Raw genomic sequence first — 24,958 nt, 5'->3', positions numbered from 1 at the left:
CCGCTCAGGCGGCTGTTTTCTTGTTTTTAATTCATAAGCTTTTCATATGATCGAGATACTTTCGCGCCGATCAATACTCATCGCTGCTGTTTTATCTTGATTTTGCAGGGGCGTAACAACATTGCACAGCACCGTGTTACCAGAGAATAAAAAAGGCTGGCAGGCTACGCTGGACCTTCATTTTCAACATCGCGGCGGCAAAACGGTACTCACCTCCGCCCGTCATGTCGGTCCGCTCACCGTCCAGCGTCCCTTTTACCCCGAAGACGATACCTGTCATCTCTATTTACTCCACCCGCCGGGCGGGATCGTTGGAGGCGACGAGCTAACGATTCGCGCCGCTCTCGATAGCGGCTGCCACACGTTAATCACCATGCCCGGCGCCAGTAAATTTTACCGCAGCAGCGGCGCGCAGGCCCATTTACATCAGCGCCTGACGCTGGCGGAACGCTCGACGCTGGAGTGGTTGCCGCAGGACGCGATTTTCTTTCCGGGCGCCCGGGCCAGTCTGCACACCGCCTTTCATCTTTGCGCCTCCAGCACGCTGCTGGCCTGGGATCTGCTGTGCCTTGGCCGCCCGGTCATCGGCGAAAACTTTAGCCATGGCGCCCTCAGCAACCGTCTTGAAGTATGGATGGATGATGCTCCGCTGCTGATCGAACGCCTGCACCTGGCCGACGGACGTCTGGCCAGCGTGGCGCAATACCCGTGGGTCGGTACTCTGCTGTTCTATCCCGCCAGCGAAGCCCTGCTTGACGGCGTGCGGGAACGACTCACAACGCTAGGAAATTATGCCGGCGCCACGCTGACTGACGGCCTGCTGACGGTGCGCTTTTTAAGTGACGATAACTTACTTTGCCAGCGGGCGATGCGTGATATCTGGCGCTTTATGCGCCCGCATCTGACCGGAAAGTCCCCGGTCCTTCCCCGAATCTGGTTGACCTGAGAGAACGCTATGGAACTGACCCCCAGAGAGAAAGACAAGCTGCTGTTGTTTACCGCCGCGCTGGTGGCGGAACGTCGCCTGGCCCGCGGCCTGAAGCTGAACTACCCGGAAGCCGTGGCCTTAATCAGCGCCTTTATTATGGAAGGCGCCCGCGACGGTAAAAGCGTGGCGGCGCTGATGGAAGAAGGCCGCCACGTGTTAAGCCGCGAGCAGGTCATGGAAGGCGTACCCGAAATGATCCCCGACATCCAGGTCGAGGCCACCTTCCCGGATGGCTCGAAGCTGGTCACCGTCCACAACCCGATTATCTGAGGTTTCGCGATGATCCCAGGTGAATACAAGGTGCAACCCGGCCAGATAGCTCTGAACGTTGGCCGCGCCACCCGCAGCATTATCGTTGAGAATCATGGCGACCGGCCGATTCAGGTTGGCTCGCATTACCATTTTGCCGAGGTCAACCCGGCGCTGAAATTTGATCGGGCGCAGGCCACCGGCTACCGCCTGAACATCGCCGCTGGCACCGCGGTCCGCTTTGAGCCGGGGCAAAAACGTGAAGTGGAGCTGGTCGCGCTCGCCGGTCGTCGCGCGGTATACGGCTTTCGCGGCGAGGTGATGGGGAATCTGGAGGCAAACAATGAGTGATATTTCACGTCAGGCTTATGCTGACATGTTTGGCCCCACCACCGGCGATAAAGTGCGCCTGGCGGACACCGAACTGTGGATCGAGGTCGAAGACGATCTCACCACCTACGGCGAAGAGGTCAAGTTCGGCGGCGGCAAGGTCATCCGTGACGGTATGGGCCAGGGGCAAATGCTCGCTGACGACTGTGTCGATCTGGTGCTGACCAACGCGCTGATCGTCGATCACTGGGGGATCGTTAAAGCCGATATCGGCATCAAAGACGGGCGGATCCTGGCGATCGGCAAAGCGGGCAATCCCGATATCCAGCCTGGCGTCAATATCCCCATTGGCGCGGCGACGGAAGTAATTGCCGCCGAAGGCAAAATAGTCACCGCCGGCGGCGTCGATACCCATATCCACTGGATCTGTCCGCAGCAGGCGGAAGAGGCGCTGGTCTCCGGCGTCACCACTATGGTCGGCGGCGGCACCGGCCCGGCCGCGGGGACGCATGCCACCACCTGCACGCCGGGCCCGTGGTACATCTCGCGGATGCTGCAGGCGGCAGACAGTCTGCCGGTGAATATCGGTCTGCTGGGCAAAGGCAACGGCTCGAACCCGGACGCGCTACGCGAACAGGTCGCGGCAGGCGTTATCGGCCTGAAAATTCATGAAGACTGGGGCGCCACGCCGGCAGCCATCAACTGCGCGCTGACGGTTGCCGACGAAATGGATATTCAGGTGGCGCTGCACAGCGATACCCTGAACGAATCCGGCTTTGTGGAAGATACGCTGGCGGCGATCGCCGGGCGAACCATCCACACGTTTCATACCGAAGGGGCCGGCGGCGGCCATGCGCCGGATATTATTACCGCCTGCGCACACCCCAATATTTTGCCCTCTTCAACCAACCCGACGCTGCCCTATACCGTCAACACCATCGACGAACATCTGGATATGCTGATGGTCTGCCACCATCTCGATCCGGATATCGCCGAAGATGTGGCGTTTGCCGAATCGCGTATCCGCCGGGAAACCATCGCGGCAGAAGATGTTCTGCACGATCTCGGCGCCTTCTCGCTGACATCGTCTGATTCGCAGGCGATGGGCCGCGTCGGCGAAGTCGTTCTGCGTACCTGGCAGGTCGCGCATCGGATGAAGGTCCAGCGCGGGCCGCTGGCGGAAGAACGCGGCGATAACGACAACTTCCGCGTGAAGCGCTATATCGCCAAGTACACCATTAATCCGGCGCTGACCCACGGTATCGCCCATGAAGTCGGATCGATTGCAGTCGGCAAGCTGGCGGATCTCGTGCTGTGGTCCCCGGCGTTTTTCGGCGTTAAGCCCGCCACGGTGATCAAGGGCGGGATGATCGCCATTGCACCGATGGGCGACATCAACGCCTCGATTCCGACGCCGCAGCCGGTGCACTACCGCCCGATGTTCGGCGCGCTGGGCAGCGCTCGCCATCACTGTCGCCTCACCTTCCTGCCGCAGGCGGCGGTCGACAGCGGCGTGGCGCAGCGTCTGAATCTGCAGAGCGCCACGGCGGTAGTGAAAGGCTGCCGGACGGTACAAAAGACCGACATGATCCATAACGGCCTGCAGCCCAATATCACCGTCGACGCGCAAACCTATGAAGTGCGCATCGATGGCGAGCTGATTACCAGCGAACCGGCAGATGTCCTGCCGATGGCGCAACGTTATTTTCTGTTTTAAGGAGTCCGGATGCTCTATCTGACCCAACGAGTGGATTCACCTGGCAAACTGACCGCCAGCCTTACGCTACCGATCGATGTACGGGTGAAAAGTCGTATCAAAGTCACCCTCAACGACGGTCGCGAAGCCGGTTTGTTGTTGCCGCGCGGCCTGCTGCTACGCGGTGGGGATGTGCTCAGCAATGAAGACGGCAGCGAATTTGTGCAAATTATCGCCGCAGATGAAGGCGTGTCCGTGGTGCATTGTGACGATCCGTTCACGCTGGCGAAAGCCTGCTATCACCTCGGTAACCGCCACGTTCCGCTGCAAATCATGCCCGGAGAGCTGCGCTATCACCACGACCATGTGCTGGACGATATGCTGCGCCAGTTCGGCCTGGAGGTCACTTTCGCGCAGCTGCCGTTTGAACCGGAAGCCGGCGCCTACGCCAGCGAAAGCCACGGCCATAGCCATAGCCACGGTCATAGTCACGATCATGGCCACGATCATCATCACGAGCACAGTCACTAAATGCCAACGTCGGAAAAACGCCTGCGGTTGATGCAGCTGGCCAGCAGCAACCTCCCGGTCGGCGGCTATAGCTGGTCGCAAGGGCTGGAGTGGGCGGTGGAAGCGGGCTGGGTGCCCGATGCCGCCGCTTTTGAACGCTGGCAGCTGCAGCAGATGGAACAGAGCTTTTTTACCGTCGATCTTCCTCTGTTCGCCCGGCTGTATCAGGCATGCGAAAACGACGATCTGCCGTCAGCACAGCGCTGGACCGCCTGGCTGCTCGCCTGTCGTGAGACCCGCGAACTGCGTGAAGAAGAGCGTAATCGCGGCGCGGCCTTTGCCCGTCTGCTGGCCGACTGGCAGCCGGATTGCCCGCCGGCGTGGCGCGTTTTGTGTCGGCAAAGTCAGCTCGCCGGTATGGCCTGGCTCGGCGTGCGTTGGCAAATCGCGCTTCCCGACCTGGCGCTGAGCCTTGGCTACAGCTGGATCGAGAGCGCGGTCATGGCCGGCGTTAAGCTGGTTCCTTTCGGCCAGCAGGCGGCCCAGCAGCTGATTTTACGCCTGTGCGATCGCTACGCGGCGGATATGACCTGCGCCCTTGCGGCGCCGGATAGCGCGATAGGTTCATCCACGCCGCTGGCCGCCATTGCTTCCGCCCGGCATGAAACCCAGTATTCCCGATTATTCCGTTCCTAGGAGAGAGTATGCATAACTACAAACACCCGCTGCGCGTCGGCGTCGGCGGCCCGGTCGGTTCCGGGAAAACGGCCCTGCTGGAAGCGCTGTGTAAAGCCATGCGTGACAGCTGGCAGTTAGCCGTCGTCACCAACGACATCTACACCAAAGAAGATCAGCGTATTCTCACCGAAGCGGGCGCTCTGGCGCCGGAGCGCATCGTCGGCGTCGAAACCGGCGGATGTCCACATACCGCGATCCGCGAAGACGCCTCCATGAACCTGGCGGCGGTAGAAGCGCTGAGCGAAAAGTTCGGCAACCTCGATCTGATTTTCGTTGAAAGCGGCGGCGATAACCTGAGCGCCACCTTCAGTCCGGAGCTGGCGGACCTGACCATCTACGTCATTGACGTTGCGGAAGGGGAAAAGATCCCGCGCAAAGGCGGACCGGGGATCACGAAGTCGGACTTCCTGGTGATCAACAAAACCGACCTTGCACCGTATGTGGGCGCATCGCTGGAGGTGATGGAGCGCGATACGATGCGTATGCGCGGAGACCGCCCGTGGACCTTTACCAACCTGAAAAGCGGCGATGGCCTGAACAACATCATCGCCTTCCTTGTCGACAAAGGCATGCTGCGCTAAGCGTCCCTGCACCATCCGGGCGCACCTGCGTCCGGATGGTGCACATCCTGCCCCCTCTTTATTCATCCCCGCCCCGCCAGCGCCCGCCGCAGCTGTTCTACGAAGTGGCATAAGGTTTGCTAATTCCTGTCATGCCTGATCATTAAGGAATGACTATGTCATCACTGGATATTAAAACTGAGTTACCTGCCCAGACCGGAACATCCGGCTCCAGAGAAACCCTGGAAGACTATACACTCCGCTATGCTCCGCTGAGCTTCCGCCGTTGGGGACCCGGCGTCGTCGCCGTGACCGCGCTGGGCGGTATCGCCTATCTGGCGGACTTCTCCATCGGCGCCAGCATCGGCATGGCATGGGGCACCACCAACGCGATTTACGCCATCCTGCTGGCGGCGCTGGTGATCTTCCTCACCGGGATCCCGCTGGCGATTACCGCCGCCCGCTATAACATCGATCTCGACTTAATCACCCGCAGCGCCGGATTCGGCTATTTTGGTTCGGTCATCACCAGCATTATCTTCGCAGGCTTCACCTTTATCTTCTTCGCCCTTGAAGGCTCGATTATGGCCCAGGGGCTGCTGGTTGGATTAGGGATCCCGCTGTGGATGGGCTATCTCATCGCCACCCTGATGGTGCTGCCGCTGGTCGTTTACGGTATGAAAGCCCTGACCCGCCTGCAGGTGTGGACCACGCCGCTGTGGCTGGTGCTGATGGTGGTGCCGGTGGCCTGGCTGATTGCCAAAGACCCGGCGCTGGTGGACGGCTTTATGCACTTCACCGGCAAGAATAACGCGGCGCAGGTTGATTTAACTGCCATTATGCTCGGCGCCGGCGTCTGCCTGTCGCTGATTATGCAGATCGGCGAGCAGATCGATTACCTGCGCTTTATGCCGCCGAAAACGGCAGAGAACAGCAAAAGCTGGTGGCTGGCGGTCTTTTCCGCAGGCCCAGGCTGGGTGATATTAGGCGCAATTAAACAGATCATCGGCGCCTTCCTCGGCTTCTATCTGCTGACCCGCTTCCCGGCGGTGCACAATACCGAACCGGTACAGCAGTTCGTCAGCGTCTTTGATAACCTGGTACCCGGCTGGCTGGCGTTAACCCTGGCCGTCGTGCTGGTGGTCATTTCACAGATTAAAATCAACGTCACCAACGCCTATTCTGGCTCGCTGGCGTGGACCAGCGCCTGGACGCGCACCACCAAACGCTATCCGGGGCGGATTATCTTCGTCATCGTCAACCTCGCCATCGCGCTGGCGCTGATGGAGGGCGATATGTTCAGCGCGCTGTCGTGGATTCTTGGTTTCTACTCTAACTTTGCCATTGCCTGGGTGGTGGTGGTTGCCACCGATATCACCGTTAACAAAGGCCTGCTCAGGCTCGCCCCGGCGCAGCCAGAATATCGTCGCGGAATGATCTATAACGTTAACCCGGTGGGCGTGGTTTCGTTTGCTCTGGCGGCCGGGCTCTCCATCTGCGCCTTCTTCGGTCTGCTCGGCGCCACGCTGGCGCCCTTCTCGCCGCTGATTGCGCTGGTCGTGGCGCTGGTGATGACACCGCTGATGGGTATCCTCACCGGCGGGCGCTACTACATCAAGCAGTACGATGACGGGATTAGCGAGCCGCGCTACGACGCGCAGGGCAATGCGTCCATCACCGTTTACCAGTGCGTCAGCTGTGAAGAAGAGTACGAACGTCCGGACGTCATGCACTCGCACAAACATCAGGGCGCGATTTGCTCGCTGTGTAAAAGTATGGAGTAAAGCAGAAAGGCAGGCCGACAGAATGTCGGCCTGTGATGCAGATTACGCCGCCGGCAGTTCAGCGAGCGGCCAGCGCGGACGGACGGTCACGCCGAGATCCGGCTTAGCGCCGGTACGCAGGCGAACCATCCCGGCATAGGCGATCATCGCGCCGTTATCGGTGCAGAACTCCGGACGCGCATAGAACACTTCGCCGCCACGCTTTGCCATCATCTCCGCCAGCTTCGCGCGCAGCGTGCGGTTGGCGCTCACGCCACCGGCCATCACCAGGCGTTTAAAGCCGGTCTGCTCCAGCGCGCGACGACACTTAATCATCAGCGTATCCACCACCGCATCTTCAAACGCACGGGCGATATCTGCACGGGTCTGCTCATCGTCGTCGTTATTGCGAATGGTGTTAGCCGCAAAGGTTTTCAGGCCGGAGAAGCTGAAATCCAGACCGGGACGGTCGGTCATCGGACGGGGGAAAACAAATCGTCCTTCTTTGCCCTGAGCCGCCATCTTAGACAGCATCGGGCCGCCGGGATAATCGAGCCCCAGCAGCTTCGCGGTTTTATCAAACGCTTCCCCGGCCGCATCATCGATAGACTCGCCGAGCAGTTCGTACTGACCAATACCGGTGACGCTAATCAGCTGGGTATGGCCGCCAGAGACCAGCAGCGCCACAAACGGGAATGCGGGGGGATTATCTTCCAGCATCGGCGCCAGCAGATGCCCTTCCATATGGTGCACCGGAACCGCTGGCACGTTCCAGGCAAACGCCAGTGACCGCCCTACCGTTGCGCCGACCAGCAGCGCGCCGACCAGGCCGGGACCTGCGGTATAGGCCACGGCATCGATCTCTTTTGCCGTCAGCCCGGCCTCTTTCAACGCCGCCTGAATCAGCGGAACGGTTTTACGCACGTGGTCGCGCGAAGCCAGCTCAGGCACCACCCCGCCGTAGTCAGCATGTAATTTCACCTGACTATACAATTGATTGGCTAGCAGGCCTTTTTCGTCGTCATAAATGGCGATGCCGGTTTCATCGCAGGATGTTTCAATACCCAGTACACGCATGTCTTGTTTTACCTCGCTCTAATACCGCGCAGTTTAGGACCAATGCGGGTTGATGTATACCCTCAGCGTGCCTGGTTGGCGCAGCGAGGCAACCGGGGCGCCCCGAAAACCCGCCCGGCCGCACGTTGCCCGCCATGCGGCGCCAGAAAGGCCTGCAGGCGGCGAAGATAAAACTTTGTTCGCCCCAGGAACAACCCTCGTGTATACTCCTCACCCTTATAAAAGTCCTTTCAAAAAAGGCAGCGGTGCTTTACAAAGCAGCAGCAATTGCAGTAAAATTCCGCACCATTTTGAAATAAGCTGGCGTTGATGCCAGCAGCAAACCGAATTAATCAAAGGTGAGAGGCACATGCCGGTAATTAAAGTACGTGAAAACGAGCCGTTCGACGTAGCTCTGCGTCGCTTCAAGCGTTCCTGTGAGAAAGCAGGTGTTCTGGCGGAAGTTCGTCGTCGTGAGTTCTATGAAAAACCGACTACCGAACGTAAGCGCGCTAAAGCTTCTGCAGTGAAACGTCACGCGAAGAAACTGGCTCGCGAAAACGCACGCCGCACTCGTCTGTACTAATCTGTTGAGGGCCAACGCCCTCAATTCAGACTGAGTTGTTGTTGTAAGGCCGTGCTTCCGGAAGGAATGCGCGGCTTATTTTCGTTTATGCATTAGCAGATACACCGCATCATGAAAGAACGTATTCAGCATAGGCTGAGGCCGTCTGGTGATCGTGTGTATAGTTTACGGGGCCTATGGCTGGACGAATCCCACGCGTATTTATCAATGATCTGCTGGCGCGCACCGACATCGTCGATCTCATCGACGCGCGGGTAAAGCTCAAAAAGCAGGGCAAGAACTACCACGCGTGCTGTCCATTCCATAACGAAAAAACCCCCTCTTTTACCGTCAACGGTGAAAAACAGTTTTATCACTGCTTTGGTTGCGGTGCGCACGGCAACGCCGTCGACTTCCTGATGAACTACGACAAACTCGAGTTCGTGGAGACGGTCGAAGAGCTGGCCGCCATGCACAACCTCGAAGTGCCATACGAAGCAGGCAACGGACCGAGTCAAATAGAGCGCCATCAGCGGCAAAGTCTCTATCAATTGATGGACGGTCTGAATGCGTTTTATCAACAGTCTCTGCTGCAACCCGCCGCCGACCCTGCGCGCCAGTATCTGGCGAAACGTGGCTTAAGCAGCGAGGTCATTGCGCGCTTCGCGATTGGCTACGCCCCACCCGGTTGGGATAACGTCTTAAAACGTTTTGGCGGCAATCAAGAAAACCGCCAGTCGCTTATCGATGCCGGCATGCTGGTGACGAACGATAAGGGGCGCAGTTACGACCGCTTCCGCGAACGGGTGATGTTCCCTATCCGCGATAAGCGAGGCCGGGTGATTGGTTTTGGTGGTCGCGTGCTGGGTGATGCCCTGCCGAAATACCTTAACTCTCCGGAAACCGATATTTTCCATAAGGGCCGTCAGCTGTACGGCCTGTATGAAGCGCAGCAGGATAACGCCGAACCACCGCGTTTGCTGGTTGTCGAAGGCTATATGGACGTCGTGGCACTGGCGCAGTACGACATCAACTACGCCGTCGCGTCGCTGGGGACCTCGACCACCGCCGACCATATTCAGCTTTTGTTCCGGGCGACCAATCAGGTCATCTGCTGTTACGACGGCGACCGGGCTGGCCGCGATGCCGCCTGGCGGGCGCTGGAAACGGCACTGCCGTACATGACCGATGGTCGTCAGCTACGCTTTATGTTTCTGCCCGACGGCGAAGACCCGGATACGCTGGTGCGTAAAGAGGGGAAAGCGGCGTTTGAAGCGCGGATGGAGCAGGCTCAGCCGCTCTCCACGTTTTTGTTCAACAGCCTGCTGCCGCAGGTCGATTTGAGCACCCCGGACGGGCGCGCGCAGCTCAGTACCTTAGCGCTGCCGCTCATCACCCAGGTACCGGGCGAAACGCTGCGCATTTATTTGCGTCAGGAGCTGGGCAACAAGCTGGGGATTTTAGATGACGCTCAGCTTGAACGTTTAATGCCAAAACAGACAGAAAGTGGAGCTCCACGCCCCGCGCCGCAGCTAAAACGCACGACCATGCGTATACTGATAGGACTGCTGGTGCAAAACCCGGATTTGGCGCCGCTGGTTCCGCCTTTAGAGGGCCTGGATCAGCGCAAAATGCCCGGGCTTGGCCTGTTCAGCGAACTGGTCAAAACCTGTTTGTCTCAGCCAGGTCTGACCACCGGGCAACTTTTAGAGCAGTATCGCGGTACAAATGAGGCCGCAACCCTTGAAAAACTGTCGATGTGGGACGATATAGCAGATAAAGATATCGCGGAAAAAACCTTCACCGACGCGCTCAACCATATGTTTGATTCACTGCTCGAACTGCGGCAAGAAGAGTTGATAGCTCGCGACCGCACGCACGGTTTAAGCAGTGAAGAACGCCGGGAACTCTGGACCATCAGTCAGGAGCTGGCAAAAAAATGAATTGCACGGCTTAAGTGCCGAATATCGTTCGGGAAGCCCCCGACAGCCGCGCTGAGGCGCAGCGGCAATAATATAAGTACGCCCTCGCTTTAAATGTTGGCAGTTTGTCTGTCGACACCAATCAAACGAATTAAGTGTGGATACCGTCTTATGGAGCAAAACCCGCAGTCACAGCTGAAGCTTCTTGTCCAACGTGGTAAGGAGCAAGGCTATCTGACCTATGCCGAGGTCAATGACCATCTGCCGGAAGATATCGTCGACTCCGATCAGATCGAAGACATCATCCAAATGATCAATGACATGGGCATTCAGGTGATGGAAGAAGCACCGGATGCCGATGATCTGCTGCTGGCTGAAAACAGCAACAACACCGACGAAGATGCAGAAGAAGCTGCTGCACAGGTGTTGTCCAGTGTTGAATCTGAAATCGGACGTACAACCGATCCGGTGCGCATGTACATGCGCGAAATGGGTACCGTAGAACTGCTGACGCGTGAAGGCGAAATCGACATCGCCAAACGTATTGAAGATGGGATCAACCAGGTTCAGTGCTCCGTTGCTGAATATCCGGAAGCCATTACCTATCTGCTGGAGCAGTACGACCGCGTTGAAGCTGAAGAAGCGCGCCTGTCCGATCTGATCACCGGTTTCGTCGATCCTAACGCCGAAGAAGACCTGGCGCCAACCGCGACGCACGTCGGCTCTGAACTCTCTCAGGAAGAGATGGATGACGACGAAGACGAAGATGAAGAAGAAGACGACGACAGCAGCGATGACGACAACAGCATCGACCCTGAGCTGGCGCGCGAGAAATTCGCTGAGCTGCGCACGCAGTACGAGCTGACTCGCGATACCATCAAAGCGAAAGGTCGTAGCCACGCCGCAGCGCAGGAAGAAATTCTCAAGCTGTCCGAAGTGTTCAAACAGTTCCGCCTGGTACCGAAACAGTTCGATTACCTGGTCGGCAGCATGCGTAGCATGATGGATCGCGTCCGTACTCAGGAACGCATCATCATGAAACTGTGCGTCGAACAGTGCAAAATGCCGAAGAAGAACTTCATCACCCTGTTCACCGGCAACGAAACCAGCGAGACCTGGTTCAACGCTGCGATCGCCATGAACAAGCCGTGGTCTGAAAAACTGCACGACGTCAAAGAAGACGTTCAGCGCGGCCTGCAGAAGCTGCAGCAGATTGAAGAAGAGACCGGCCTGACCATCGAGCAGGTTAAAGATATCAACCGTCGTATGTCCATCGGTGAAGCGAAAGCCCGCCGTGCGAAGAAAGAGATGGTTGAAGCGAACTTGCGTCTGGTTATCTCTATCGCCAAGAAATACACCAACCGTGGCCTGCAGTTCCTGGATCTGATCCAGGAAGGTAACATTGGTCTGATGAAAGCGGTTGATAAGTTCGAATATCGTCGCGGCTACAAGTTCTCCACCTACGCAACCTGGTGGATCCGTCAGGCCATCACCCGTTCTATCGCGGATCAGGCGCGCACCATCCGTATTCCGGTGCATATGATTGAGACTATCAACAAGCTCAACCGTATCTCCCGCCAGATGCTGCAGGAAATGGGTCGCGAGCCGACGCCGGAAGAGCTGGCTGAACGCATGCTGATGCCAGAAGATAAAATTCGTAAAGTGCTGAAAATTGCCAAAGAGCCTATCTCCATGGAAACGCCGATCGGCGACGATGAAGATTCGCATCTGGGTGATTTCATCGAGGATACCACCCTCGAGCTGCCGCTGGACTCCGCAACCACGGAAAGCCTGCGTGCCGCCACTCACGACGTGCTGGCAGGCCTGACCGCTCGTGAAGCCAAGGTCCTGCGTATGCGTTTCGGTATCGATATGAATACCGACCACACGCTGGAAGAAGTCGGTAAACAGTTCGACGTTACCCGTGAACGTATCCGTCAGATCGAAGCGAAGGCGCTGCGTAAGCTGCGTCACCCGAGCCGTTCTGAAGTGCTGCGTAGCTTCCTCGACGATTAATCGTTGCCGGAAATAAAAAAGCTCCCTGCGGGGAGCTTTTTTTTGTCTTCAATTCACCCTGTTGCCGTCAGAGAGAGCCGGCGACGCGACTCACCGCAGGCTCTATCGACCTCGCGATGCCAGCGCATCATCCAGTTCACGATACGCTTCCACCAGCTTATCCAGCGTCGCCCGGTTCAACCCGCTAGGGTTTGGCAGCACCCACACTTCCGTATCGCCGATGGTCACCTGCTGTTTGCCCCAGCGCGCGCCGCGCACCTGAAACGCTTTCTCAAAGGCCTGTTTACCGAGAATCGCCAGCGCCCGCGGCTGATACTGTTCAATTTTCAACACCAGCTCCCGCCCGCCGCTGCGTAGCTCCTGCAAGGCAACTTCGCTGGCCTGAACCGTCGGGCGCTCCACCAGCATAGTAATCCCGCAGCGCGTATCGAGCAGCTGCAGCTCCTCTTCCGGCTTCAGCAGACGGTCGGTAAAACCGGCCTGATAAATCACCTTCCAGAAGCGATTGCCCGGATGCGCGAAATGAAAACCGGTATGGGCAGAGGACTTCCCCGGATTGATGCCGCAGAAGACCACCCGCAGGTCCGGCGCCAGAATATCGTTAATCATCTTTCCACCCGTTCAATACCTAAAAGGCGATTATAAAGGATTGAAAATGCATTGTTTATAAAAACAGCAGCCGTGCGTTTTGCGCTGGATTGCGTCTGCCAGTTACTTTATAATCCCTCGCCACGGCCCCTTAGCTCAGTGGTTAGAGCAGGCGACTCATAATCGCTTGGTCGCTGGTTCAAGTCCAGCAGGGGCCACCAGATAAAACAAGGACTTAGATAAGAAATTATCTAAGTCCTTTTTCTTTGCATTGCATTTGAGCCAGGTCCCGTTTGGGCTTCAGACTTAAATCTCGTTTTTTACCCTGAAGGTTCACCAGAACACTTTCGTTGCAGATAGCCAGCACTTGCTTTAGCCATTCACCGGGGATGCCAACCCAAAACGGCCGTGACTGGCTGTTACCACAATGTTCACTTTCACCCCCTGAAGGGATGAATCAACATACATTCCACATGACTTTCAGCCAGACAGTCAGCCCGTTCTGTGCGAGAAAACGCACTCAATTCAGAAAAGCGGGAGAGGTATTGTTGCTCAAACGTCGTCATCAGCGGCGGAATTCTGTCCGCCGCTGTAAACTGAAAGCCATCTTAGTCAGATTGACGTTACGGAACCGGCCTGCCCAGTCGTAGACACGACCTGGCCGTTGGCGATGCCACTTGCGAATATGCTCAAAAGCTAAAGTTGCCGGAAGATGATGGCGGATAAAGTGAAAAATACAGCATCATGTTCAGCCAGCGGCAAATACATCGCTTAGCGCGGCAATCTCAAATTATGCTGAATATTCATCGGCTGCAAAAATATAAGGAGCGACGTTAGCAACGTTGCTCCTTTTTTATACCATCCTGCAGGATATCGTCTTCAGAATCATTTTTTAAAAACGTGCCGCTTACACCAGCTCCCGGAGCTGCTCCCGCATATAGGAAGAGAAGTACTCTGGATTTTTAATCACGAGACGGTTGCCAGCGGCGATTTTTTCCGCCCATCCAGCGACTTTATTGGTGAACCCGGAATTCCATCCCTCCCGTTCGCCTCGCAGGATCACGTCTTCGGCGCTAGCCGGAACGCCTAACTCATGGAGATATTTTAAAATGCCCTTAGCCGTACTTTCATCCATTGAATGCGGAGCCGACGCCGATGTGTTCATTCCACCAATAAAATCTAATGCTTTATCTATCGCTGTTGGCATGCTCTTATCCTTAAAATTAACCATGTGATGAACATGTTTATAATATGGACCCAAGTCTGCGGGGATATCAAAGAGATCGTTGCCTTTCTTTGATTCAGACCTCAGTCAAACGTTTGCATGGCGTTTTTCTGCCCAATAAGTCCGGCGCAGCCCGCATAAACCGCCCCGTCATCGGTGACCAACAGCAAATCCCCGCTTAGATCGGGAAAAAACAGCAATTGCGCCCGCCAAATTGCGGAGAGCGCAGGAAAGCAGCAAACTAGTCGTGGTTTTTGCGCTTGAACTGGCTGGCATCGATATCGTACTGCTTCATTTTGCGCCACAGCGTCGTGCGCCCGATATTGAGCAGATGGGACATCTCCTGCACCCGGCCGCTGGTGACGCGGGCGGCATGGATAATGGCCTCTTTTTCAATGGCGCTGAAGGTCAGGCTGGCGGGTAACAGGGACGAAGCGGTATCGCCGCCCGGCCGCTCGGAGAAGAGATATTCCGGCAGATTGCTCAGGCGGATATGGCCGTTATCGCTGCTGATGGCGATATTTTCAATAATGCTGTTTAACTCAAAATCATTGCCCGGCCAGGAGTAGTTCACCAGCTGCGCCAGGGCATCGTCGTCCACTTTCAGGCGTGATGAAAAGCGTTTCTCCAGGCTACGCAGGCGGTTGTGCACCAGCGAAGGAATGCTGTTGCGCCGCGACCTCAGAGGCGGAATGACGATCTCAAACGAGTGCAGCGCGTAATAGAGCTGGCGACTAAAGCGGTTCTGCTCCACCAGATTAGCCAGATCAACGGTGGTGGTGGCAATCACCTTAACGTCCACCGGGATCAGGCGCCGGGCATCGAGGCGGGTTAATACCCCTTGCTTAATCACCTGCAGCAGCGCGGACTGCAGCTCCGGCGCCAGGTACTCTATTTTTTCCAGAAACAGAGTGCCGCCGCTGGCCAGCTCCAGGCGGCTCAGACGCCCGTTTTCGTCATCGGTGGGCGCGCTGCCCATAAAATCCTGCCCCAGCACGCTGTCGGCATACAGCTGACAGTTGACGGCAATATAAGGGCCGCCCGCCCGTTCGCTTTCATTATGAATGGCCTGGGCGACCAGCTCCTTACCCACCCCTTCTTCCCCACAGAGCAGGACCGGAAAACCGCCCCGCGCCGCCTGACGGCCAAAATGAATCAGCCGTCGCGTTTCCGGATCGTCCGAGGACATCTGCGCAAACGTGTGGCTCACTTTCCCTAACTGGCTGGTCATCAGCTGGCGCATCTGCTCTACCGGGTGCAGCAGTAAAATAAAGCTGTTGCCCTGCTCTTCGACGATGGGCTTGAGGGTAATCACGGCATCGATAAACTGATGCTGGCTCTCAAACGTCACTTCCGCATGGTTCAGCGCGCGCGCGTGCTTAATGGCCCGGCGCAGCAGCGCCGGCAGCGTCACCAGTTCATTAATATTTTTCCCCTGGCTGGTCTGGGCATCAAGATGCAAGAGCGTCGCGGCCTGCACATTAAGAAACTGCAATACCCCCTGCTCATTCCACGCCATCACGCCGTCATCCATACTCTCCAGCAGGCCATACATCTGGTTGAGATGGCGGTTAGATTCGGCCAGCAGGCTGTCGGTCAACAGCGAGTTGCCCACTTCCCGGGCGATAGCCAGCGTCAGAGACAAATCAGAGGAGGCCTGCTGTTCTATCAAACAGCACAGCGAGATGGAGCCAAACAGGCGACCGTGGTTATCAAACACCGGCGTGGAGCTAAATGACCACCCGTGCAGCGCCTGTTTAAAGTGCTGCTCACCGGTGGTTTTCACCGGTTGCCCCAGCATCGAGGCCAGCGAGAGCGCGCAGCTGCCGATAATGCTTTCCGCGCAGTAGCTGCCGTCAAGAAAACCGAGTTCGGCGAGCTGCGCCAGCGTCTGCGGATCGCCGCAGCGACTGAGAATACAGGCGGACTCATCGAGGATAAACAACGCGCAGGGTCGGCTATCCATAAACTCCCAGGCATCTTCCAGCGCGGCCTGGCCGATGGTCAGCAGCGCGGTTTTACGTCGGCAGATCGATTCGAAGGTCAGCCCCTGCGCCTGATGCGGCGCCTGCCAGGTCTCCCTTGGCATAAACCGGCTGCAACGCTGCCATGACTGACTGATAAAGGAAGATACTGTTTTTCCGGAGTCCTGAGTCTGCGCCGCCATTTCCTTTTCCGCTGTTTAAAATAGATAACCCCTCCGGCAGAGACTGTCGGAGGGGAGAATACGCTTCACCCTGCAAAAGCAGGTCAGCGAGACGTTAACGCGCCAGCCACTGCTGACCGAGCAAATCGGCCGTCAGGATCGCGGCGTAAACGCTGTCTGCCGTCACCGGGAATGGCATGTTATGGATCGTTTCACCTTCCGCGCAGGTCGCTTGCGCTACCGCCTGAATTTTCCCTTCAATGCCCTCTTTGACGCCCATTTGCGCCAGGGTCACCGGCAGACCGACTTTCTGGCAGAAGCCCAGCACCGTTTCAATCTCTTCCATCGGGCTGTTTTGCAGCACCAGCTGCGCCAGGGTGCCAAACGCCACTTTTTCGCCGTGGTACAGATGATGGCACTCTTCCAGAATAGTGAAGCCGTTATGAATGGCGTGCGCCGCGGCAAGCCCGCTGCTTTCAAAGCCAATTCCGCTGAGGTAGGTATTGGCTTCGACAATGCGCTCCAGCGCATCCGTCACTACGCCAGCCTGCGCTGCCAGGCGCGCTTTTTCGCCTTCGGCCAGCAGCGTATCATAGCACAGGCGGGCCAGGCTCAACGCCGCCGCCGTGGACTGTCCGCCGGCCATACTGGTCGCTCTGGCATCAAAGCAGGCCTTCGCTTCAAACCAGGTCGAGAGCGCATCGCCCATCCCGGCCACCAGCAGGCGCACCGGCGCTTTGGCAATAATTGCCGTATCCATCACCACCATATCCGGGTTTTTCGGATAGATCAGATACTCTTCAAACTCACCGGCTTCGGTGTAGATAACCGACAGCGCGCTGGTTGGCGCATCGGTAGAGGCAATCGTCGGGATCACCACCACCGGCAGCTTCTGGTAGAAGCCAATGGCTTTAGCGGTATCGAGCGTCTTCCCGCCGCCAATCCCCACCACGCCGCGGCAGCCGTGCTGCTGCAGAATGGCAATCAGGCGGTTGATCTCCGCGTGGCTGCATTCGCCGTTAAAACGGGCCGCGTGGCAGCTTAAACCGTGGTTATGCAAACCATTGAGTACTTTGTCCCCCGCCAGCTTCATCACGAAGTCATCGGCAATCACAAAAAAACTGTCCGCCAGATTTTTGGCATACTGACCAAAAAGCGTGGATGCGTCAGGACCCTGAAGATATTTGGCCGGAGATTGAATAACTTTTAGCATTCCTTTCACCCTCAAATAAGTGCATGTTTTACATGATGAGCCCTGGCGTCATCCTGTTCAGCCTGCGGTTGATGGCGGAAACGGGATCGTGGCCGGAGCGATGCAAACACTGTAGGGCGAGCGGTGAACAAAAAAATTTTTCCCGTTTTTGTTCTGATATGAAACAGAGAATATTTTTTACCGTTCCATATTGGAACATCAATTGCCGTAAAACGCCGGGATTGCGATCCCGATCCGTCCATTCGCCGTCATGCTACAAAAAAAAACGGATAATCTGCCAACACTGTTGCCCCCGACAGCAGAAAACAAATCAAAAAAGGATCCGCTGCCCCGGCTGCCGCAGAAGAACGCAGGGCGAAAAAACAGCCTTAGCTCGCATTTTTCTCTTTTCATCGGCGATAACGTTTCATAACGGAACAAAAATAAATAACCACGTTCCGTTATGAAACTCGTTTTCGCGACATTTTTTTTTCCGTTAACTCAGCCAGAATCATAACGTCGCCGGGTCGTTCTTCACGCCAGACGATACCCCTACACGATGACCGCCTCCGCGGGTAGAGAGGCCGCATCGCATCACTCCGACGGAGCATAAATAATGAAAAAATTGATTAACCGTGTCGAAGATGTACTGAGTGAACAACTGCTTGGCCTCGCCAGAGCCCATCCTGAATTGACGCTGCATCAGGACCCGGTGTATGTCACCCGCGCCGATGCGCCGGTTGCCGGGAAAGTGGCGCTGCTCTCCGGCGGCGGCAGCGGACACGAGCCGATGCACTGCGGCTATATTGGCAAAGGTATGCTTGCCGGCGCCTGTCCGGGCGAGATTTTCACCTCCCCGACCCCGGATAAAATGTTCGAGTGCGCGATGAATATCGACGGCGGCGAAGGCGTGCTGCTGATCATCAAAAACTACACCGGGGATATCCTCAATTTCGAAACCGCCACCGAACTGCTGCACGAAAGCGGCGTTAAGGTGACCACCGTCGTCATCGATGACGACGTGGCGGTCAAAGACAGCCTCTACACCGCCGGACGCCGCGGCGTCGCCAACACCGTCCTGATTGAGAAGCTGGTCGGCGCGGCCGCCGAACGCGGCGATTCGCTGGAAGCCTGCGCTGAGCTGGGCCGCAAGCTTAACAACCTCGGCCACTCCATCGGTGTGGCGCTAAGCGCCTGTACCGTGCCGGCCGCCGGACAGCCATCGTTTGAATTACAGGATAATGAGATGGAGTTCGGCGTCGGGATCCACGGCGAGCCGGGTATCAACCGTCGCCCCTTCAGCTCTCTTGACCGCACCGTTGATGAGATGTTCGACACCCTGCTGGAGAACGGCACCTACAGCCGCACGCTGCGTCAGTGGGATACCGTCAAAGGAAGCTGGCAGGACGTCACGCAAAGCAAACAGGCGCTACAGAAGGGCGACCGCGTCATCGCGCTGGTCAATAACCTTGGCGCCACCCCGCTGTCGGAACTGTACGGCGTATACAACCGTCTGGCCACGCGCTGCGAGGAGAGTGGCATCACCATCGAGCGCAACCTCATCGGCAGCTACTGCACCTCGCTGGATATGGTGGGTTTCTCCCTCACGCTACTGAAAGTCGATGACGACACGCTGGCGTTATGGGACGCCCCCGTTCATACCCCGGCGCTGAACTGGGGCCATTAAGGAGCACGACATGTCACTGAACAGAACGCAAATCGTTAACTGGCTCTATCGCTGCGGCGACATTTTTACCAAAGAGAAAGATTTTCTGACCGGCCTGGATAAAGAGATTGGCGATGCCGACCACGGTCTGAATATGTATCGCGGCTTCAGCAAGGTGGTGGAAAAACTGCCGTCCATTGCCGATAAAGATATCGGTTTTATTCTTAAGAACACCGGAATGACGCTGCTCTCCAACGTCGGCGGTGCCAGCGGCCCGCTGTTCGGCACCTTCTTTATTCGCGCAGCCCAGGTGACACAGGCTCACCAGAGTCTGACCCTCGAAGAGCTGTACCAGATGATGCGCGAAGGGTCGGACGGCGTGGTCAACCGGGGGAAAGCGGAACCCGGTGATAAAACCATGTGCGACGTCTGGCTACCGGTCGTCGAGTCACTGCGCCAGTCCAGCGAACAGCACCTGTCGGTTCAGCACGCGCTGGATGCCGCCGCGACACAAGCAGAGGAAGCCGCCCGCTCTACCATCACCATGCAGGCCCGCAAAGGCCGCGCCAGCTACCTCGGCGAACGCAGCATCGGGCACCAGGATCCGGGCGCAACCTCGGTGATGTTCATGATTCAGGAGCTGGCTGCCGCAGCCAAAGAGTAAGGATAACGCGATGGTAAACCTGGTGATTGTTTCTCATAGCGCCCGACTGGGCGAAGGTGTCGGAGAACTGGCCCGGCAGATGTTAACTGGCGACGGCTGTAAGCTGGCGATCGCCGCCGGCATTGACGATCCTGAAAACCCGATCGGCACCGATCCCATTAAGGTGATGGAGGCCATTGAATCCGTCGCCGATACCGACCACGTGCTGGTGATGATGGATATCGGCAGCGCCCTGCTCAGCGCGGAAACCGCGTTGGATCTCCTCGATCCGGCGATCGCGGCGAAGGTTCGCCTGTGCGCCGCGCCGCTGGTCGAAGGCACTCTGGCGGCAACGGTCAGCGCCGCCACCGGATCGGATATCGATAAAGTGATCGCCGACGCCATGAACGCCCTGGAAGCTAAGCGCGTACAGCTGGGGTTACCATCGCTCGCACAGAACGGCCCCGAGGCCACGCCGCTGGCCGACGATCTGAGCGGCGAGTCCGTCTCCGTGGTCATTAAAAACCATAACGGTTTACACGTTCGTCCGGCATCGCGGCTGGTGGCCGCGTTATCCGGATTCAATGCCGATCTGGTGCTGGAGAAAGGCGGCAAATGCGTCTCACCGGACAGCATTAACCAGATTGCCCTGTTGCAGGTACGCTGCAACGATACATTAAGGCTGCTGGCCCGCGGGCCAGATGCCGAAGCGGCGCTGGCGGCATTTCAGGCGCTGGCGGCGGAGAACTTTGGCGAGCAGCCGGACGCCGCGCCAGCGCTCTTTGCCCCGACCGCCGCGCGCGTTCAGGGCAAAGCGCTCCGCTATCCGCTGCCTGCCCCCCGGCCAGTCCAACAAACCGGCGCCGACATCGCCAACGAACAGCGGCGCCTGCAGCAGGCGATCGGCCAGACGCTGGACGATCTCAATGCGCTGACCACTCTGGCGGAAGAGCGCTATTCTGCCGATATCGCGGCCATTTTCTCCGGCCACCACACGCTGCTCGACGACCCGGATCTCTATGAAGCCGCCTGCGATATCCTGCGCCAGGAACAATGCAATGCGGAGTGGGCGTGGTATCAGGTGCTGGCCGATCTCAGCCAGCAGTACCGCCAGTTGAACGATGCCTATCTGCAGGCGCGCTATATTGATATCGACGATCTGCTTCACCGGACTTTGCGCCATCTGCAAGGCAGCAGCGAAGAGCCGATGGCGGTGCATGAGCCGACGATTATCATCGCCGACGATCTCTTTCCTTCCACTGTCTTGCAGCTGGATCCTCGCCTGGTCAAGGGGATTTGTCTGCGGGAAGGGAGCGAAGCATCCCATGGCGCGATCATCGCCCGTCAGGCCGGGATCGTCTGCCTGTGTCAGCAGGGAGACGCTCTGCAGCAGATAGGCGATGGTGAATCCCTTACCCTGGATATCGCCGGAAAACGCGTTATCCGCACGTAGCTGTCCATTTGTCACTCTCTGTACGCCATTCTTCACGCCGGAGGCTCCGCCTCCGGGGATTCTGTTTTCGCTCAACCACCAGGAACCGTTATGTCTCAATTCTTTTTTAATCAGCGCACCCGCCTCGTCGACGATGTTATTGAAGGAACGATCGTTGCCAGCCCGTGGAACAACCTGGCGCGTCTGGAGAGCGACCCGGCGATTCGCGTGGTCGTTCGTCGCGATCTCAACAAAAGCAACGTCGCCGTCATCTCCGGCGGCGGCTCCGGCCATGAGCCGGCCCACGTCGGGTTTATCGGCAAAGGGATGCTTACCGCCGCGGTGTGCGGCGATATTTTTGCTTCCCCGAGCGTGGATGCGGTGCTGACCGCCATTCAGGCGGTGACCGGCGAAGCGGGCTGTCTGCTGATTGTCAAAAACTATACCGGCGATCGCCTTAACTTTGGTCTCGCCGCAGAGAAAGCACGTCGCCTGGGTTACAACGTCGAAATGCTGATTGTCGGCGACGATATTTCGTTGCCGGATAACAAGCATCCGCGCGGGATTGCCGGAACTATCCTGGTGCATAAAGTGGCCGGTTATTTTGCCGAACGTGGTTACAATCTTGCCACCGTGCTGCGCGAAGCCCGGTATGCGGCGGACAAGACCCGCACGCTGGGCCTCGCGCTCTCCAGTTGTCATCTGCCGCAGGAGGCTGAAACGGCGCCACGCCACTATCCCGATCGGGCAGAACTGGGCATGGGCATCCATGGCGAACCCGGCGCCTCGGTCATCGCCACCCAGAACAGCGCGCAGATTGTCCGCCTGATGGTGGAGAAACTGACCGCCGCCCTGCCGCAAACCGGCCGCCTGGCGGTGATGCTTAACAACCTCGGCGGCGTGTCGGTGGCGGAAATGGCGATTCTCACCCGTGAGCTGGCCGACACGCCGCTCCATCAGCGGATCGACTGGCTGATTGGCCCGGCGTCGCTGGTGACGGCGCTGGATATGAAAGGTTTCTCGATAACCGCCATCGTACTGGAGGAGAGCATTGAAAAGGCGCTGCTTTCCGCTGTGGAAACAGCCAGCTGGCAGGCGCCGGTACAGCCGCGGGCCATCGAGGTGATGCCCTCTTCTCTGCGTAGCACCCGCGTGGCGTTCCAGCCTTCGGACAATCACGACGTGGCGGGCTATGTCGGGCGGATAACCAGTACCCTGTCTGACCTGGAGACGCACCTGAATGCGCTGGATGCCAAAGTCGGCGATGGCGATACCGGCTCCACCTTTGCCGCAGGCGCGCGCGATATTGCCGACCTGCTGCGGCGCCAGCAGCTGCCGCTGGGCGATCTCGCGACCCTGTTCGCCCTGATCGGTGAACGTCTGACCGTGGTGATGGGGGGGTCCAGCGGCGTGCTGATGTCGATCTTCTTTACCGCCGCCGGGCAGAGGCTGGAACAAGGCGCCGGCGTCGCGGAAGCGTTAAACGCCGGTCTGGCGCAAATGAAGTTTTACGGCGGGGCGGATGAGGGCGATCGCACGATGATTGATGCGCTACAGCCGGCGCTGGCGTCGCTGCTTGTCGCACCGATGGATTTACAGGCGGCGTTTGCCGCGGCGGACGCGGGCGCCGAACGCACCTGCCACGCCAGCAAAGCTAACGCCGGGCGCGCGTCGTACCTTAACAGCGACAGCCTGCTGGGCAATATGGATCCGGGCGCCCACGCGGTAGCGCAGGTCTTCAAAACGCTGGCGGAACACCGCTAAGGCTGCGCCCTCAGCAGCGGAATATCCCGGCAACGCGACGCTGAGCCGGGCGAGAGAACGGAATAGCCGCTATCCCGGGCAACGTGCTGGCGCCGTAGCCCGGGAATCAGGCTATTTACTGTGCCAGTAGGCCTGGGAACGCACCAGCTGAGGGTCAATTTGGTCATTTTCAAACCGCCCGAGCAGCGATTTCACCACCGCGCCTTCACCGGTCACCCAGATAAAATAATCTTCCGCGGGCACGCTCACCTGCGCCAGATGTTCAGCCACGACCGATGAATGATGGCCGACGATCCACTCAATATTAAAGCCCTGCAAATCTGCCAGATAATCTTTATACGATCCGTCGCCGATCGTCACCAGCGCCGTAACCTGCGGGCGCACGGGCAGGCGGCTGAGGCCCAGCAGACGGCGGCGTAGCGCAGGCATACCGGATTCATCGCAGACATACAGCTGCCAGGCATAATCCTCCGGCACCACCAGCGAACCGCGCGGACCACCAATCACCAGCTTATCGCCGACGTTTGCCGCCAGCGCCCAGCTGCTGGCGATACCGCCGTCGTGGATGAAGAAGTCATAGGCCAGTTCATGACGTTCGGCATCATACAGCGGCGTGTAGTCTCGGGTTGCCGGACGGACGCCGTCGCCCCAGTTAATGCCCTCTTCCGTCACCTGCGGCGGCGTAAACGCGGCGCCGGCTTCTGGGAAAAAGAGTTTGGTATGGTCGTCAAAACCCTGGGAGACAAAACCTTCCAGCGCCTCTCCGCCCAGCACAATGCGCTGGAAGGCGGCGCCGACGCGCTCAACGCGCAGCACGGTTAACTCGCGAAAACGCAGCTCATTGCGAACGCGTTTCGGGTACTGAGGTTCTTTCGTTTTTATCATTGTCATTCGCCTTCGTGAGATTTATAGATATATCTAAACTTTACCCAAATGATAATGATTGCCATTAAAAAAGAATGCAAGTTTTTTTTGATATAGCCGTCGCAAAAAGCAACAAAGTACAAATAACAAAATAAAATCATTTAAAATCAATTAATTATTAAAATATTTAGATTCATGCTTGCTAAGCTTTATTTTTTAGATATAAATTAGATATATCAAAACATACAGGAGCAAACTATGCGACATCATCATGAAGAAGGTCGTGGGCCACGTGGCCACCACGGTGAACACAGCGAACGCGGGGAGCATGGCCGCCGGGGTGGCGGCGGTGGCGGCGGTGGCGGACGCCGTCAGCGTTTCTTTGGCCACGGCGAACTGCGTCTGGTGATCCTCGACATCCTCACCCGCAACGCCAGCCACGGCTACGAGTTGATTAAAGAGATAGAAAACCTGACCCAGGGCAACTACAGCCCAAGTCCGGGCGTGATCTATCCCACCCTCGATCTCCTTCAGGATCAGGGTCTTATCAGCGTCGAAGAGGAAAATGGCCGCAAAAAAATCGCCATAACCGCAGAGGGCAGCCTTCTGCATGCCGAGAATCAGGAACAGCTCGGCCATATTCAGGAACGTTTGCAGGCCCGTATGGTCGGCTGTGAACTGCGGAAAAACCCGCAAATGAAGCGGGCGCTGGAGAACTTTAAAGCCGTTCTGGATTTAAAAGTTAATCAGCAGGCCATTAGCGAGACTCAGTTGAAACAGATTGTCGCCGTCATTGACCGCGCGGCCATGGAGATTTCCCAGCTCGATTAATCTCTTCCGGGGGATGCCAGTCCCCCCTCTGCCCCCATATTGGGCAATCTGCACCACCAGGCGGCACGCGGTGGAATGCCTCCAGACGGGTAGCGTCCCCCGCTCAGGAGTAAAACATGCCAAAAATATCGCCGTGAGATTAAATTTCGTTCAAATGCGCTTTCGCGCTGCGTTTATCCCGATTTTCAGCTGCCGTGCCGAAGTGGCGTAATCC

General features: G+C 57.6%; 22 protein-coding genes, 1 tRNA gene and 1 pseudogene. 17 read left to right on the top strand and 7 right to left on the bottom strand.

Features of this window, described 5'->3' with window-relative positions; all coding sequences use genetic code 11:
* Positions 1-45: 45 nt before the first annotated feature.
* A pseudogene (locus tag GRPL_RS28220) lies at positions 46-132 on the bottom strand (short-chain dehydrogenase); the annotation flags it as partial.
* Here GRPL_RS28220 and GRPL_RS17930 point away from each other — a divergent pair.
* From GRPL_RS17930 to GRPL_RS17965, 8 genes are all read left to right on the top strand, one after another.
* A complete protein-coding gene (locus GRPL_RS17930) occupies positions 122-946 on the top strand; it encodes an urease accessory protein UreD (protein WP_032697546.1) in 825 nt (274 codons plus the stop codon). The pseudogene GRPL_RS28220 and the gene GRPL_RS17930 sit on opposite strands and share 11 nt — an antisense overlap.
* 9 nt (positions 947-955) lie before the next feature.
* On the top strand, positions 956-1,258 hold the full coding sequence (locus GRPL_RS17935; protein ID WP_004867816.1) for an urease subunit gamma: 303 nt from the start codon (positions 956-958) through the stop codon (positions 1,256-1,258).
* 9 nt (positions 1,259-1,267) lie between these two features.
* A complete protein-coding gene (locus GRPL_RS17940; RefSeq protein ID WP_032697545.1) occupies positions 1,268-1,588 on the top strand; it encodes an urease subunit beta in 321 nt (106 codons plus the stop codon).
* Complete coding sequence (ureC, locus tag GRPL_RS17945) at positions 1,581-3,284, top strand: urease subunit alpha (RefSeq protein ID WP_032690665.1); 1,704 nt, start codon at positions 1,581-1,583, stop codon at positions 3,282-3,284. Before GRPL_RS17940 ends, ureC begins: the two co-directional genes overlap by 8 nt.
* A 9-nt stretch (positions 3,285-3,293) precedes the next feature.
* A complete protein-coding gene (gene ureE / locus GRPL_RS17950; RefSeq protein ID WP_032697541.1) occupies positions 3,294-3,794 on the top strand; it encodes an urease accessory protein UreE in 501 nt (166 codons plus the stop codon).
* Complete coding sequence (locus GRPL_RS17955; protein WP_032698762.1) at positions 3,795-4,469, top strand: urease accessory protein UreF; 675 nt, start codon at positions 3,795-3,797, stop codon at positions 4,467-4,469.
* Positions 4,470-4,477: 8 nt separating this feature from the next.
* Entirely contained in the window at positions 4,478-5,092 is a 615-nt protein-coding gene (gene ureG / locus GRPL_RS17960; RefSeq protein WP_032690662.1) for an urease accessory protein UreG, read from the top strand.
* 155 nt (positions 5,093-5,247) lie between these two features.
* Positions 5,248-6,855 (top strand): purine-cytosine permease family protein, encoded by a 1,608-nt coding sequence (locus tag GRPL_RS17965; RefSeq protein ID WP_032698761.1) that lies wholly within the window; start codon positions 5,248-5,250, stop codon positions 6,853-6,855.
* A 42-nt stretch (positions 6,856-6,897) separates the two neighbouring features.
* Here GRPL_RS17965 and tsaD read toward each other — a convergent pair whose 3' ends face one another.
* Positions 6,898-7,911, bottom strand: coding sequence for a tRNA (adenosine(37)-N6)-threonylcarbamoyltransferase complex transferase subunit TsaD (tsaD, locus tag GRPL_RS17970; protein WP_004867835.1), 1,014 nt, complete (start codon positions 7,909-7,911; stop codon positions 6,898-6,900).
* Between the two features lie 349 nt (positions 7,912-8,260).
* On the opposite strand from tsaD, the gene rpsU reads away from it, so the two are divergent.
* From rpsU to rpoD, 3 genes are all read left to right on the top strand, one after another.
* Positions 8,261-8,476, top strand: coding sequence for a 30S ribosomal protein S21 (gene rpsU / locus GRPL_RS17975; RefSeq protein WP_001144069.1), 216 nt, complete (start codon positions 8,261-8,263; stop codon positions 8,474-8,476).
* Between the two features lie 176 nt (positions 8,477-8,652).
* Complete coding sequence (gene dnaG, locus GRPL_RS17980) at positions 8,653-10,398, top strand: DNA primase (protein ID WP_032690660.1); 1,746 nt, start codon at positions 8,653-8,655, stop codon at positions 10,396-10,398.
* A 150-nt stretch (positions 10,399-10,548) separates the two neighbouring features.
* Positions 10,549-12,393 carry an RNA polymerase sigma factor RpoD gene (gene rpoD / locus GRPL_RS17985; RefSeq protein WP_032690659.1) on the top strand — a complete coding sequence of 615 codons (1,845 nt, stop codon included), beginning with the start codon at positions 10,549-10,551 and terminating at the stop codon, positions 12,391-12,393.
* A 102-nt stretch (positions 12,394-12,495) separates the two neighbouring features.
* Here rpoD and mug read toward each other — a convergent pair whose 3' ends face one another.
* Complete coding sequence (gene mug / locus GRPL_RS17990; RefSeq protein WP_004867844.1) at positions 12,496-13,002, bottom strand: G/U mismatch-specific DNA glycosylase; 507 nt, start codon at positions 13,000-13,002, stop codon at positions 12,496-12,498.
* Between the two features lie 124 nt (positions 13,003-13,126).
* Between mug and GRPL_RS17995 the strand changes: the two genes are divergently transcribed.
* Positions 13,127-13,202: transfer RNA gene (locus GRPL_RS17995), tRNA-Ile, on the top strand.
* A gap of 686 nt (positions 13,203-13,888) precedes the next feature.
* On the opposite strand, the gene GRPL_RS18000 is transcribed toward GRPL_RS17995, so the two are convergent.
* From GRPL_RS18000 to GRPL_RS18010, 3 genes are all read right to left on the bottom strand, one after another.
* Positions 13,889-14,212, bottom strand: a complete 324-nt coding sequence (locus tag GRPL_RS18000) for a DUF1889 family protein (protein ID WP_072000068.1) — start codon at positions 14,210-14,212, stop codon at positions 13,889-13,891.
* A gap of 235 nt (positions 14,213-14,447) precedes the next feature.
* Complete coding sequence (gene dhaR, locus GRPL_RS18005) at positions 14,448-16,373, bottom strand: dihydroxyacetone kinase operon transcriptional regulator DhaR (RefSeq protein WP_032698759.1); 1,926 nt, start codon at positions 16,371-16,373, stop codon at positions 14,448-14,450.
* Positions 16,374-16,467: 94 nt separating this feature from the next.
* Complete coding sequence (locus tag GRPL_RS18010; RefSeq protein ID WP_032690654.1) at positions 16,468-17,565, bottom strand: glycerol dehydrogenase; 1,098 nt, start codon at positions 17,563-17,565, stop codon at positions 16,468-16,470.
* A gap of 595 nt (positions 17,566-18,160) precedes the next feature.
* Between GRPL_RS18010 and dhaK the strand changes: the two genes are divergently transcribed.
* The 4 genes from dhaK (at position 18,161) to GRPL_RS18030 (ending at position 23,049) form a co-directional block, all read left to right on the top strand.
* Positions 18,161-19,231: a dihydroxyacetone kinase subunit DhaK gene (dhaK, locus tag GRPL_RS18015; RefSeq protein WP_032698758.1), complete on the top strand. Its 1,071-nt coding sequence runs from the start codon at positions 18,161-18,163 to the stop codon at positions 19,229-19,231.
* 10 nt (positions 19,232-19,241) lie between these two features.
* Positions 19,242-19,874: a dihydroxyacetone kinase subunit DhaL gene (gene dhaL, locus GRPL_RS18020; RefSeq protein ID WP_032698757.1), complete on the top strand. Its 633-nt coding sequence runs from the start codon at positions 19,242-19,244 to the stop codon at positions 19,872-19,874.
* A gap of 10 nt (positions 19,875-19,884) precedes the next feature.
* Entirely contained in the window at positions 19,885-21,306 is a 1,422-nt protein-coding gene (gene dhaM, locus GRPL_RS18025; protein ID WP_032698756.1) for a dihydroxyacetone kinase phosphoryl donor subunit DhaM, read from the top strand.
* Positions 21,307-21,396: 90 nt separating this feature from the next.
* Entirely contained in the window at positions 21,397-23,049 is a 1,653-nt protein-coding gene (locus tag GRPL_RS18030) for a glycerone kinase (RefSeq protein ID WP_032698755.1), read from the top strand.
* A gap of 111 nt (positions 23,050-23,160) precedes the next feature.
* Here GRPL_RS18030 and GRPL_RS18035 read toward each other — a convergent pair whose 3' ends face one another.
* Positions 23,161-23,934, bottom strand: coding sequence for a siderophore-interacting protein (locus GRPL_RS18035; RefSeq protein ID WP_032698754.1), 774 nt, complete (start codon positions 23,932-23,934; stop codon positions 23,161-23,163).
* A 237-nt stretch (positions 23,935-24,171) separates the two neighbouring features.
* Here GRPL_RS18035 and GRPL_RS18040 point away from each other — a divergent pair, with 237 nt between their 5' ends.
* Positions 24,172-24,744, top strand: a complete 573-nt coding sequence (locus GRPL_RS18040; RefSeq protein WP_032698753.1) for a PadR family transcriptional regulator — start codon at positions 24,172-24,174, stop codon at positions 24,742-24,744.
* The last annotated feature ends 214 nt before the right edge of the window (positions 24,745-24,958 follow it).

Origin of the sequence: Klebsiella planticola ATCC 33531, assembly GCF_000735435.1 — a bacterium.
Classification (GTDB): Bacteria; Pseudomonadota; Gammaproteobacteria; order Enterobacterales; family Enterobacteriaceae; genus Klebsiella; species Klebsiella planticola.
The sequence above is the reverse complement of the archived record's forward strand: the minus strand, read 5'-3'. Positions and strand labels throughout refer to the sequence as shown.